Source organism: Streptomyces sp. NPDC002018, assembly GCF_042890865.1.
In the GTDB taxonomy this organism is placed as follows: Bacteria; Actinomycetota; Actinomycetes; order Streptomycetales; family Streptomycetaceae; genus Streptomyces.
In genome coordinates this window covers 134,772-147,510 of sequence record NZ_JBIASO010000019.1, presented here as the reverse complement: position 1 = coordinate 147,510, position 12,739 = coordinate 134,772, and the positions used below count along the sequence as shown (strand labels likewise).

The 12,739-nt window shown below is 72.9% G+C and carries 11 protein-coding genes; 3 read left to right on the top strand and 8 right to left on the bottom strand.

Translation table 11 applies throughout. The features are described 5' to 3' along the window. Positions 1–107: 107 nt before the first annotated feature. The 7 genes from ACFYYH_RS27185 to ACFYYH_RS27155 all read right to left on the bottom strand — a co-directional run bounded on the left by ACFYYH_RS27185 (position 108) and on the right by ACFYYH_RS27155 (position 7,828). The gene (locus ACFYYH_RS27185; protein ID WP_388556172.1) at positions 108–1,052 is read right to left on the bottom strand and encodes a hypothetical protein; all 945 of its coding nucleotides are present in this window, start codon (positions 1,050–1,052) and stop codon (positions 108–110) included. Next, a complete protein-coding gene (gene efeU, locus ACFYYH_RS27180; protein WP_388556111.1) occupies positions 973–1,941 on the bottom strand; it encodes an iron uptake transporter permease EfeU in 969 nt (322 codons plus the stop codon). The genes ACFYYH_RS27185 and efeU overlap by 80 nt, the downstream gene beginning before the upstream one ends. A gap of 50 nt (positions 1,942–1,991) precedes the next feature. Next, entirely contained in the window at positions 1,992–3,302 is a 1,311-nt protein-coding gene (efeB, locus tag ACFYYH_RS27175) for an iron uptake transporter deferrochelatase/peroxidase subunit (protein WP_388556109.1), read from the bottom strand. 26 nt (positions 3,303–3,328) lie between these two features. After that, the gene (efeO, locus tag ACFYYH_RS27170; RefSeq protein ID WP_388556106.1) at positions 3,329–4,468 is read right to left on the bottom strand and encodes an iron uptake system protein EfeO; all 1,140 of its coding nucleotides are present in this window, start codon (positions 4,466–4,468) and stop codon (positions 3,329–3,331) included. 172 nt (positions 4,469–4,640) lie between these two features. Then, a complete protein-coding gene (locus ACFYYH_RS27165; protein WP_388556103.1) occupies positions 4,641–5,513 on the bottom strand; it encodes a heme ABC transporter ATP-binding protein in 873 nt (290 codons plus the stop codon). Between the two features lie 73 nt (positions 5,514–5,586). After that, positions 5,587–6,756 carry a FecCD family ABC transporter permease gene (locus ACFYYH_RS27160; protein WP_388556100.1) on the bottom strand — a complete coding sequence of 390 codons (1,170 nt, stop codon included), beginning with the start codon at positions 6,754–6,756 and terminating at the stop codon, positions 5,587–5,589. 1 nt (position 6,757) lies between these two features. After that, entirely contained in the window at positions 6,758–7,828 is a 1,071-nt protein-coding gene (locus tag ACFYYH_RS27155; RefSeq protein WP_388556097.1) for a hemin ABC transporter substrate-binding protein, read from the bottom strand. A 243-nt stretch (positions 7,829–8,071) separates the two neighbouring features. Between ACFYYH_RS27155 and ACFYYH_RS27150 the strand changes: the two genes are divergently transcribed. The 3 genes from ACFYYH_RS27150 to ACFYYH_RS27140 all read left to right on the top strand — a co-directional run bounded on the left by ACFYYH_RS27150 (position 8,072) and on the right by ACFYYH_RS27140 (position 12,201). Beyond that, entirely contained in the window at positions 8,072–9,550 is a 1,479-nt protein-coding gene (locus ACFYYH_RS27150) for an HtaA domain-containing protein (protein ID WP_388556095.1), read from the top strand. Between the two features lie 162 nt (positions 9,551–9,712). Continuing rightward, positions 9,713–11,356 (top strand): HtaA domain-containing protein, encoded by a 1,644-nt coding sequence (locus ACFYYH_RS27145; protein ID WP_388556092.1) that lies wholly within the window; start codon positions 9,713–9,715, stop codon positions 11,354–11,356. 191 nt (positions 11,357–11,547) lie between these two features. After that, a complete protein-coding gene (locus ACFYYH_RS27140) occupies positions 11,548–12,201 on the top strand; it encodes a PhzF family phenazine biosynthesis protein (protein WP_388556090.1) in 654 nt (217 codons plus the stop codon). A 239-nt stretch (positions 12,202–12,440) separates the two neighbouring features. On the opposite strand, the gene ACFYYH_RS27135 is transcribed toward ACFYYH_RS27140, so the two are convergent. Then, the gene (locus ACFYYH_RS27135) at positions 12,441–12,572 is read right to left on the bottom strand and encodes a hypothetical protein (protein ID WP_388556088.1); all 132 of its coding nucleotides are present in this window, start codon (positions 12,570–12,572) and stop codon (positions 12,441–12,443) included. Positions 12,573–12,739 lie beyond the last annotated feature (167 nt).

Below are 12,739 nucleotides of genomic sequence, written 5' to 3'. Positions count from 1 at the left end.
CCCTCGGGCGCCGACCCCTCGGCCGCCGACGGATCCGCACGGCCCCCAGGCCCCGCACGGACCCTTCCTACGCTTTCCTACGCTTTCCCGCGCCTTCTCACGTCTTCCTACGACCCCTTCGCCGCGGTGACCCCCTGGAGACGCCCGGCCACCACCACCTCCGGGGTGGCGGCGTCGCTCCCCGGTACCAGCACCGTCTGGCTGGACAGCCACTCCTTGGTGATCGTGTTCTTCACGTCACCGGTCAGCAGCGCCCGCACATCGTCGTTCACCTGGAGCCGCACACCCTTCGCGGCCGTCTGGCGTTCGAAGAACCGCGTGGCGAAGAAGACCAGCGCGTCGCCGTCCTCGGTCCGCAGGCCCAGCGGCGCGAAGTCCCCCTCGGTCACCGGCTGGTCCACGTACTGCGTGGTGAGACCCGGCAGCCGGGACTTCGCCGCGCGCTCCTTGCGCCACTCGTCGGTGTGCTGCCCCGCCGCGAAGTGCTCCGGCTTGCCGCTCGACAGATACGAGGAGTACTCCTCGCTAAGATCCTCCGGCGCCACCGACACCGAGGTGCTGTCCGGCTCCACCTCCTCGGCCCAGCCGTCCTTGTCCTTCTTGAACTCGGGGACCTGGCCGGGGGAGAGGATCGTCAGATAGGCCGCTTCCCACCGCTTCTCCGGACCGCTCCGCAGAAAGACCACCAGCCACCGGAAGACCGGGCCGTCGGCCTGGTCGCGGTTGCTCCTGGTGTCCGCCACGAACCAGCGCGGCCAGCCGGCCTTCTTCGGGATCGTGAACTTGGCGTCGGTCAGCTCCAGCGGCTGGTGGTTCGCGTTGCCGTCCGGATTCGTGATGCTCCGGGCCTTCAGACCCGCCTGGTTGATCACGCCGAGCGCACCGGTCACATGATCCGCGTCGAGCGCCGGATCGTAGGCCTGGTCGGCCTTGTTGTACGCGTCGGTGAAGTCCTTGAGCGCCCGCGCGGCCTCACTCCGTTCCGCCGACGGTACGACCGCCAGCTCCCCGTGCACCGTCACGCACCCGCTCGCCGTCAGCGACAGCACCATCACCGTCGCGAGCCCCGCCGCTGCCCGAATCGGCCTTCTCAGCCTGCTCATCGGTCGCCTTCTGCTCCTTGACCCCCACTGACCGTCCGAACCCTACCGGGGCCAGGAACAGGGCGAGCGTCGGGATCAGATACAGGCACCAGACAATGACCTGAAGCACCGTCGGGTCCGGCTGGAAGTTGAAGACGCCCTTCAGCAGGGTGCCGTACCAACTGTCCGGCGGGACCGTCGTGCTGATGTCGAAGGCCTTGTCCGGCAGACCGCCCAGGAAGCGCGCCTCCTGGAGATCGTGGACGCCGTACGCGAGCACACCCGCGGCGACGATCACCAGCATTCCGCCGGTCCAGGTGAAGAACGTGGCCAGATCGATCCTGAGCGCGCCCCGGTAGAAGAGCCAGCCGAGCACCACCGCGCTGGCGATGCCGAGCAGCACCCCGATCAGCGGCGCGTGGGTGCCGTCCGAGGAGGCGCGGACCGACGCCCAGACGAACAGGGCCGTCTCCAGGCCCTCGCGGCCCACCGCCAGGAAGGCCGTGGCCACCAGGGCGCCCGTCCCCATGCGCAGCGCCGCGTCGAGCCTGCCGTGCAGCTCCGAGCGCAGATGCCGGGCCGTACGCCGCATCCAGAAGACCATCCAGGTCACCAGCACCACGGCGAGGATGGACAGCGAGCCGCCGAGGGCTTCCTGTGCCTCGAACGTCAGCTCGCGCGAGCCGAATTCGAGCCCGAAGCCGAAGGCGAGCGCGAGGGCCACCGCCACCCCGATACCGGTCCACACGGGCCGCAGCGCGTCACGGCGCTCCGTCTTCACCAGATACGCGACCAGGATGCAGACGACGAGACTGGCCTCCAGGCCCTCGCGCAGACCGATCAGATAGTTTCCGAACACGTCGGAACTCCTTTCCGAAATTTCCGGGGACTTCCGGGGATTTCCGAGAATCAGGAGAACAGGGACCGGCCCCACCAGTCGTCCTGGTCCCGGACGCCCGGCGGGATCGCGAAGACCGCTGAACCCACGTGCTGGATGTACTCGTTGAGCGCGTCGGAGCGCGCCAGGGAGCGCTGTACGGGGATGAACGCGTCCCGTACGTCACGCTGGTAGGCCAGGAAGAACAGCCCCGCGTCCAGCCGGCCCAGACCGTCCGTACCGTCGGTGAAGGAGTAGCCCCGGCGCAGCATCCGCGCCCCGTGGTGGGAGTCCGGGTGCGCCAGCCGTACGTGCGAGGTCGGCAGCATCGCCCGCAGATCGGGCTTGTCGTGCTCGCGCGCCCTGCCGACCGCCGCGCCCTCGCCCTTGTCCCGGCCGAAGACGTCCTCCTGCTCCTGGAGCGACGTACGGTCCCAGGACTCGATCCGCATCGAGATCCGGCGGGCGACCAGATAGGAACCGCCCGCCATCCAGGCGGGGCCGTCCTTCTCCGCCACCCAGACATGTTCGGCCAGGGCGGTCCCGTCGGCGCCGTCGATATTGCCGGTGCCGTCCTTGAAGCCGAAGAGATTGCGCGGGGTCTGGGCGTGCGGAGTGGTCGACGACGTCTTGCCGAAGCCGAGCTGCGACCAGCGCACCGCGGCCTTGCCGAAGCCGATCCTGGCCAGATTGCGGATCGCGTGCACGGCGACCTGGGGATCGTCCGCACACGCCTGGACACAGAGATCGCCCCCGCCGCGCGCGGGGTCGAGATGGTCGCCGGGGAACTTTGGCAGCTCGACCAGCGCGGCCGGGCGGCGCTCCGTCAGCCCGAACCGGTCCCCGGCGAAGAGCGACGGGCCGAAGCCGACCGTCAGGGTGAGCCGGGACGGCTTGAGGCCCAGGGCCTCACCCGTGTCGTCGGGCGGCGCCTCGGCGAGTCCGCCGTACGCGCCCTCGCCGACCGTGTGCCCCGCCGTCATCCGCTCGGCGGCCCGGGTCCAGTCCTTGAGCAGCCGGACCAGTTCCGCGCGGTCCTCGGTCGTCACATCGAACGCGGCGAAGTGGAGCCGGTCCTGGACGGCGGTGGCGATACCCGCCTGGTGCGGACCGTGGAAGGGGACCGCCGCACCGGAGTCCGCCGCGGCGGTGGAGCCGCCGCCCCGGACGGCCGCCACGGCGCCACCGGCCGCGGCGGCGCCGAGCGCGAGCCCGGCACCGCCCCAGCCGAGCAGCGAACGGCGGGACGGGCGGTCGCTCCCGTTCCCGCTCCCGTTCTTGTTTCCGCTCCCGTTCCTGTTCTTGCTGCTGTCCTTGTTCGTGTTCTGGTCGTTGTCCGTCATCGCACGCGAGCCCCTGGCCGACCCGACTACTTGACGACCGCGGCGGCGAGCTTGGAGAGCGGCTCCGCCAGCGCGTTGACACCGTCCGACAGCTCCTTGCGCTGCGCCTTGCCGACCTTCTCGTACGAGGTGAACTCGTAGGAGTCCGGGGCGTCCCGGTAGGTGTCGAGCAGTGTGTTCAGCGCGGCGAACCGCTTGTCCAGCTCGGTCACCAGCGCCGGGTCGTTCTTCGAGGCGACCGGCTTGAGCAGCTCGTACGACTGCTGGGCGCCCTCGACATTGGCCTTGAAGTCGACCAGGTCGGTGTGGCTGTAGCGCTCCTCCTCGCCGGTCACCTTGCCCGCGGCGACCTCGTCGAGCAGTTCCTTCGCACCGTTCGCCATGGAGGTCGGGGTGATCTCCGCCCTGCCGACCCGCTTCTGCCAGTCGGCCAGGTCCTTGTCGAGCGTGTCGGCGAGCGCGGTGGTCTCCGGGCCGAGCTTCCCGTCCTCCCAGAGCGCCTTCTCCAGCCGGTGCCAGCCGGTCCACTCCTGGCCCGGCTCCAGACCGTCGGCGCGCACATCGACCTTGGGGTCGATGTCACCGAAGGACTCGGCGACCGGCTCGGTGCGCTCCCAGCCGATCCGCGAGGGGGCGTACGCCTTCTTCGCCACCTCCAGATCGCCGGCGCGCACGGCGTCGGTGAAGGCCTTGACCTTCGGCAGCGTCTCGTCGGCCTGCGCCTGGACATAGGTGCGGTACCCGGCGACCGCGGCGTCCATCTCCGGGCTGCGCCTGACGGCCGTACCGCCCGTGACGGTCACCTTCTGGCGGATGCCGTCGCCCTTCATCCCGGGCTTGCAGACGATCTCGTACGAACCGGCCTTCACCTCGGCGGTGACCTTCGCCCGGGTGCCGGGGCCGATGTTCTCGCGCTCGGTGACGATCCGGTCGTCCGGGAAGAGGAGATAGACCTCGGTGACCTTGGAGCCCTTGTTCTCGACGGCCAGCTCCACATGTCCGGCCGGGAACTCGTTCCTGGAGATCTCGCAGGCGTCGTCCTCCGCGGTGACCCGGACGGCGCCGTCGCCGGCCGTGGCGTCGCTCTTCTCGGCGCAGCCCGTGACGGAGGCCAGGGCCGCCACCGCGGCGGCGGCGGTGACAACGGAGAGACGGACAGGTCGCATGCGGGACTCCACGATGACAGGGTCTGGAATGTAGGGTGAGGCGGCCCTAACTTAACTGAGCCTTACCTTCGTCATCCCCCTTCGTCCAGTGATTCCGCTCTCACTCCCGCTCCCCGTTCCTCGCCGGGATATGGGCAGGTCAAGGCGGTCTTTCGAGCTCCCCACGGGCGGGTCAAGAAACGGTCAAGGCGGCGGTGGCGCCCGGTCCCGGCCGCTTCGGCACGACCAGCGGGACGCCGGTGCGGGGGTGCGGGAACACCTCGACCCGCTGCCGGTAGACCCGGCTCAGCAGCCCGTCGCGGAAGACCTCGGCGGGCGGTCCCTCGGCCGCGACGACTCCGTCGTGCAGCACGGCCGCCCGGTCCGCGTGGGCCGCCGCGAGCCCGAGGTCGTGCAGGACGACCACGACCGCGTCCCCGGCCGCCGCGCGCTCCCGGCAGACCCGCAGGACCAGTTCCTGGTGGCGCAGATCGAGCGCGGCGGTCGGCTCGTCCAGGAGCAGCAGGGGGGCGCGCTGGGCGAGGACCCGGGCGAGTGCGACCCGGGCCCGCTCACCGCCGGAGAGCGCGGAGAAGGGCCGCCGGGCGAACTCCGTGACCTCGGTGGCCGCCATCGCCGCCGCGACGGCGCTCTCGTCCTCGTCCTCCAGCGGGGTGCCGGCCCAGGGCGCCCGGCCCATCCGTACGACCTCCTCGACCGGGAAGGGGAAGGCGAGCGCGGCGGCCTGGGGCAGCACGGCACGGCGCAGGGCGAGTTCGGGCGCGGACCACGCGTGCGCGGGGCGCCCGTCGATCCGTACCTCACCCCGGTCGGGCCGCAGATCGGCGGCGAGCGCGGCGAGAAGGCTCGACTTCCCGGCCCCGTTGGGCCCGACGAGCGCGAGCACCTCCCCGGCGCGCGCGGCGAGACCGACGCCGGCCAGCACCTCGCGCTGCCCGAGCCGGACATGGAGCCCGTGGACCTCGGCGAGGGGAGTCCCGGGCACGGCGGGCGCGGGCAGGGCGCGCCCCCGCCCGCGCACGGCGAGGAGTTCCTTGAGCTTCATACGCGACTGCCTCGATTCGGGCGGGGTGCGGGGGTGGCACGGTGTGCGGGGAGGCGCCCGGGGCGCGGGCCGGTCATGCCCAACCTCCTTGTCTCCGGCGCGTTCTGCGCAGCAGCCAGAAGAAGAACGGGCTGCCGAAGAGCGCGGTCAGGACGCCGAGGGGGAGTTCCGCCGGGGCGGCGACCGTACGGGCCGCCAGATCGCCCGCGACCAGGACCACCGCACCGCCGAGCGCGCTGCCCGGGACCAGGAAACGATGGCCGGGACCGTTCGCCATGCGCAGCAGATGCGGGACGAGCAGACCCACGAACGTGATGATCCCCGCCACCGCGACCGCCGCCGCCGTGAGCAGCGCGACGACCAGCACCAGCACGATCCGCAGCCGTTCCACATCCACCCCGAGATGGCGGGCCGGCCGCTCACCGAGCGCGAGCAGGTCCAGCTTGCGGGCGTAGAAGGGCGCCACCGCCAGACCGGCCAGCGCGCACGGCAGTACGGCGAGCACCTTCGGCCAGGTCGCCTGCGCCAGCGAACCGAGCTGCCAGAAGGTGATCTGGGTGATCTGCGCGTTGTCCGCGAAGAAGATGAAGAGCCCGATCAGCGCCCCGGCGAACGCGTTGACCGCGATGCCGGTGAGGATCAGCGTGACCACTTCCGTACGGCCGCCCGAGCGGGACAGCGCGTACACCAGCAGGACGGTCGCCAGCCCGGAGACGAACGCGCAGACCGTCACCGTCCAGTTGCCGAAGAAGCTCAGCCCCAGCGCGATCGAGGCGACCGCGCCGACCGCCGCGCCCGACGAGATCCCGATGACCCCCGGCTCGGCGAGCGGATTGCCGAACACGCCCTGCATCAGCGCGCCCGCGCAGCCGAGCGAGGCGCCGACGAGCAGCGCGAGCACGACCCGGGGCAGCCGTACGTTCCACAGGACGCTCTCGCCCACGCGGTCGAGCGCGGCGCCGCCGAGTCCCGTCCGGTGCCGGACGGAGGCGAGGACATCGCCCAGGGGGATGTCGTACGCGCCGATGCCCGCGGAGAGCAGACAGAGCAGGACCAGCGCCCCGAGCAGCCCGGCGGTCAGCAGGGCGGTGTTCCCGGGACGGCGCTTCCGGCGGCCCGGATCCGGGCCCGGGCTCGGATTCGGATTCGGATTCGGACCCGGGCTCGGTCCCGGATCCGGGCTCGGTCCCGGGGCGCGGTCCCGGGCCTCGTCGTGATCGCGCGCGGCGGGTGACGTCGTCATGTCACCTCCCGTTCGGGTAGAGCTGCTTGACGATCGACCTCAGCACCTCGTCGGTGCGCGGACCGTAGTTCAGCAGCACCCCGTCGTCGACCGAGACGATCCTGCGGTCCATCCCCGCCGGTGTCTCCGCGACCCCCGGGATCCTCACCAGCCCGTCCGGACCGCCCACGGACGCGAGGCCCTTGGTCATCACCAGGATCGCGTCGGGCGCGGCCTTCGCCAGCGCCTCGCTCGTGATCGCCGTGAAGTCCTTGCGCAGTCCCGACTCCTTGCCCGCGTCGACCGCGCCCGCCGCCTCCAGCAGGGAACCCGCCCCCGAGTCGGCGCCGCCGAGCAGATAGACGGAGGCCGAGCCCCGCAGATAGAGGAACGCGACGCGCGGCTTGCGCGCCCCCTCGCGCGCCGGAATGTCCTTCTGTACGGCGGCGATCCGCGCGTCCGTACGCTCCTTCAGCCTGGCCCCCGCCGCCTCGACCCCCAGCGCGCCCGCCACCGCGTCGATCCGGCTGCCGACATCGGCGAGGCTCTTGGCCGGCGCGACGACGACGAGCGGGATGCCCGCGTCCCGTATCTGGCCGATGGCCTCGGCGGGGCCCGTGGTGGTGTCGGCGATGACGACGGTCGGTCTGAGCGAGAGGACGCCCTCCGCCGAGACGTCGTGGGCCCGGGTCACCACCGGCAGTTCCGCGGCCTGTTCGAAGGTGGCGGTGATATCGCGGGCCACGACCCGGTCACCGAGGCCGAGCGTGAAGACGATCTCGCTGAGCGAGCCGGTCAGCGGCACGATCCGGTCCGTGGAGGTGACCGTCACCTCGCGGCCGTCCGCCGAGTCCACCGTGACCGGCAGCCGGGGCTCCGGGGTGCCCGCGAGGGGTTCGACCCGGTCGGCCGCGGCCGTCGCCGCGGACCGCTCGCGCCCGGCCGTCCCCGTACCGCCGGGGTCGCCGTCACCGTCCCCGCCACCCCCGCCGCAGCCGGTGGCGGTGGCGGATACGGCGAGGGCGAGGGCGAGCGCGGAGAGAAGCGCACTCGTCAGGCGTGATCTGCGCACGGAGTGCACCGTCCTGTTCATTCTGTTTGTCGCGATGTCGCGATGTCGCGTTGTCGTGTCGCCCGCGCTGTGTCGCCCGCGCTGTGGCGTGGGTTCCGGGGCATGGCATGGCCTCCGGGGGGCCTGGGTTCTGTGACGTTTTGCCGTGGTTCCCGCCGTCGAGGGGTTCCAGTCCGGACCGGAGATAGCTTAGGTTAGCCTTACCTCGCTTGCCAGACCCGGGCTGTTCTGTATCCGGGTCCGTTCACCTGTGGGAGTGACCCGATGCTGTCCTTCAGACCCGTGCGCGTCCTCGCCGCCGCGCTTCTTCTGGCGCTGCCGGTGGCCCTGCTGCCGGCCGCCGGCGCACAGGCGGCGAGCCGTACGGTGCAGGGCGGCAGACTCGACTGGGGCATCAAGTCCTCGTTCCTCGGCTATGTCACCGGGCCGATCGCACAGGGCGGCTGGGCGCTCACCGGAGGCACGGCCACCGTGGGCAGCCGGTTCCGTTTCCACTCGGCCACCGGCTCGTACGACCCGGAGACCGGAGCCTTCAGGTCGGGCTTCTCCGGCGGGGTCCGCTTCACCGGCCACCAGAAGGCCGACGGAACGTATGAACTCGATCTCACGATCAGCCGGCCCACCGTACGGATCTCCGGTGGCGTCGGCACGCTCCACGCCGACATGACCAGCAAGGCGAAGGGGTCGGGCAGGCTCACCAGGGCATCGCAGGTCCCGCTCGCCTCGCTCGATCTGTCCGGGATCAGCATGGTCGGCGGCGGCAGTCCGGTGGCGCTCGACAACGTCCCGGCGAGGCTCACTTCGCAGGGGGCCACCGCCTTCGCGGGCTACTACACGGCGGGGACGCCGCTCGACCCGGTCAGCCTCTCCGTGGATGTCGCGGGGGCCGGAAAGCCCGCGAGCCCGTCCACGGGCGGGCCCGCCACCGGGCCCGCCACCGGGCCGACCGGCAGGACACCGGAGAAGAAGCCGGAGCGGCGCGAAGCGGGACGGTTCCGTACCGCCGTCGTCGACTGGGGCGTGCGCCGCACCTACCGCGAGTACGTCACCGGGCCCATCGCCAACGGGAAATGGACCCTGAGCGACGGCGCCCAGGACGGCGGCGCGCTCTTCCGCTTCCCACGCGGCACGGGCTCGTACGACGCCAGGAGCGGGACGCTCGACGCGGACTTCGCGGGCACCCTCCGCTTCACCGGCACCGGCCTCGATCTGACCCTGACCGGGGTGGCGGTCCGGGTGAAGGCGGGCAAGGGCACGCTCTTCGCCGATGTCACCGACGCGGCCGAGGGCAGCCCGCCCAGGAAAGCCGTGCCCCTGGTGACCTTCCCCGCCCGGGACTTCACCCCGGAGAAGGGCCTCGCCTCGGTCACCGAGGTGCCCGCCACGCTGACGTCACAGGGCGCCGAGGCCTTCGGCTCCCTCTACACGGCGGGCACGGCGATGGATCCCGTCTCGCTCGCGGTCGCCGTGGACGAGAAGGCGCGGGTGCCCGCCCTGCCGGACCTGGGCAGCGGGGCCTCGGCCGCGCCGGAGCCCTCGGCGTCCGGCGGCGCCTCCCCGAGCCCCACCGGGGCCGCCGCCGGAACGGGGGACTCGGCCGCCGCGTCCTCGGCGGCGTCGTCCTCGGGGGCCGGGACGTACACGGCGATCGGCGCGGGAGCGCTCGTCGCCGCGGGAGCCGCCGCACTCGCGGTCCTCATGATCCGCAGGCGCCGGGGCGCCACGGCCTCCGACGAGAGCTGACCCTCCTCCCCCCCCACACGTACACACACGTACGCGCACACGCACACACGTGGCCACACGCGTACACGCACACACCGCTCGCGCACCACACGCGCCCCGCACGGAACCCGTGCGCCCCCCATACCACTTCACCGCACCACACCATCGAGGAGAACCCCGACCATGGCAGCCACACGCCGCCCCATCACACTCGCCGCCGCCATAGCGACGGCGGCAGCCCTCGGCGCCTGCGCCTTCGCGATCCCGGCGCTCGCGGCCGGTGTCCCCGCCGCCGCGCCCCTCGCCGCGCCCGCAGCGCCCGCCGCGCCCGGCGCGGCCCCGGTGCTGGAGCTGAAGGACGGCACCCTGGAATGGGGGCTGAAGGAGTCGTTCCGCAGGTATGTGACGGGCATCGCCGGAGGCACCATCTCGGCCGCCGACGGCGCCACCCAGGCCGCGGGCAACGGCCCCTTCACCTTCTCCGGCGGCACGGGTACGTACGACCCCGCCACACACAATGTGACCACGGACTTCGACGGCACCGTCCGGTTCTCCTCCACGGCCCACGGCTTCGACATCAAGCTCGCCGACGTCAAGCTGGTCACGGAGGGCACGGCCGGGGCGATCGAGGCGGACGTCACCCTCAACGGCGCGACGCAGGACGACATCGAACTCGCCTCGATCGATCTGGCGGGCATCCGCCCGGAGACGGGCAGCGGCTCGATGGTCTTCAGGGACATCCCGGCCACCCTGACCGCCGACGGCGCGAAGGCCTTCAACGGGATGTACGCGGAAGGCACGGTGCTGGACAGGGCGACGCTCGCCGTCGGGTACTCCACGGGCGGTGGCACCCCGACCCCGACCCCGCCGGTGAGCCCCACCCCCACCCCGACCCCGTCCAGCCCGACCCCCACGCCCAGCACGACCCCGCCCACCCAGCCGCCGACCGGCGAGCCGACCCCGACCCCGACGGCCTCCGCGCCCACGACGCCTCCGGCGGCCGAGGACGGGGCGATCGTCGACGGCAATCTCGACTGGGGCGTCAAGGAGTCCTTCCGCTCGTACATCACCGGCCCGATCGCCCGGGGCAAGGTCGAACTCGGCGACGGCGCCGCCCCGTCGGGGGCGGCCTACCGCTTCCCCGAGGGCACCGGTTCGTTCGACGCCGACGCGCAGACCCTCTCCGCGTCCTTCGGCGGCACGGTCCGCTTCCTCGGCCACGAGGAGGCCGGGGAGTATGTCCTCGACCTCAGGCTCAGCGGTCTGCGCGTCGAGGTGGCGGGCGGCAGGGGCACGCTCGTCGCCGATGTCGCCACCAAGGACCGCGAGACGCACGAGGTCGCCACGTACCAGGACCTGACCGTCGCCACGCTGGACCTCCCGGCCGGTGAACTGGCCGCCGAGGACGGTGTGGTGCCCCTGAGCGGCGTACCCGCGACCCTCACGGCCGACGGCACCAAGGCCTTCGGCGGGATGTATCCGGCGGGCACGGGCCTGGACCCGCTGACTCTCGCGGTCTCGCTCGACGAGGACGCGGATCTGCCGGGCGGCACGGGCGGTACGGGCGGCGGCTCGGGCGGCACCGGTGGTACGGGCGGTGCGGGCGGTACGGGTGGTTCCGGCACGGCCGGCGCCGGCGGCTCGGGAACGGTGGGCGGCGGCACGGTCGGTGGCGGTACGGTCGGCGGCTCCGGCGCCCTCGCCTCCACCGGCTCCGACCTTCCGGCCGGCTCGCTGCTGGGCGCCGCGGCGGCCATCGCCGCGGGGGGCGCGGCCGCGGTGTTCGTGGCCAGGCGCCGCCGTACGGCGCAGGAGGAGATCGCGTAACTCGCGCCGCGCCGCGCGTGCGTGACGCGCGCGCCGCTGCCGGACGGGGCCGTACCGCCGACGGGGCCGTACTGCCGACGGGGCCGTACCGCCGAGAGGGCCGTGCCGCCGAGGGGGCGGTACGGCCCGCTCCGTGTGGCTCCGCGCCGGTCCGGGTCCGTACCGGTGCCCCGTGATGCTTGAATGCCGGGGTGACTGACATCGACGTACTCAGCGTCTTCTGCGGTGCCGACGGCCGACACGGCAATACGCTCGGCGTCGTCCGCGAAGGGCGGCGCCACCCCGACCGGGCGGCGCGGCAGGCGCTCGCCGCCCGGCTCGGTTACAGCGAGACCGTGTTCGTCGACGACCCCGAGCGCGGAGTGGTCGACATCTACACCCCGGGGCTGCGGCTGCCGTTCGCCGGACATCCGCTCGTGGGCGCCGCCTGGCTGCTCGATCTGGAGACCGTGAACCCGCCCGCGGGCGAGGTGTGGGTCCGTCAGGACGGCGAGTTCACCTGGATCACGGCGCGGCCCGAGTGGGCCCCGCCGCGCACCCTGCGCCAGTACGCCACCGCCGCCGAGGTCGACGCGCTGCCCGCCCCGCCGCCCGGCGAGGGCTGGCTCTACGCGTGGGCCTGGCAGGACGAGGCGGCGGGCCGGATCAGGGCCCGCGCGTTCCCCCGCCGTGACGACGGCATCGTGGAGGACGAGGCGACCGGCGCGGCGGCCCTGCTGCTCACGGCCCAACTGGGCCGGGCCCTCAACATCATCCAGGGCCGGGGATCGCAGTTGATCACGGCTCCCGGCCCCGACGGCACGATCGAGATAGGCGGCCGCGTACGGCTGCTGACGGCGCACTGAACCACGGCCGCCGACCGAACTCGGCCCCGAACGCGGCCCCGAGCGTGGCTCCGTGTGTCGGCCCCGGGCACGGCCCCGAACTCGGCCCCAATCACGGCCCCGAACGCGGCCCCGAGCGTGGCTCCGTGTGTCGGCCCCGGGCACGGCCCCGAACTCGGCCCCAATCACGGTCCCAATCACGGCCCCGGGGCCGAGTCGCGCCCCCGGGCCGTCCCGTCGTCCGACGGCTCCGGACCCGCTCAACGGCTCCGCACCCACCAGACGACCCCCGTCAGGACCGCGGCCCCCGCCGCCGAGGCCAGTCCGCGTACCGCGCTGAACATGGCCGCCCGTCCGAGCCTGCGCACCGTGCCGCGCTTGTTCTTCCTCATGGGAACCCCCAGATCCGTGGCCCGGCCCGGCGCCGGGGCACGGAATGAAGACTCCGGGGACGGCCCACCGCCCGTCAGGAAGGCGGGGCACTACGGGCGAACCCGCTCTAAGCTGCTGGCCACGACGTTGCCCGCAGCCGCCCGCTGCGGGCGCTTCCGGGCTCGGG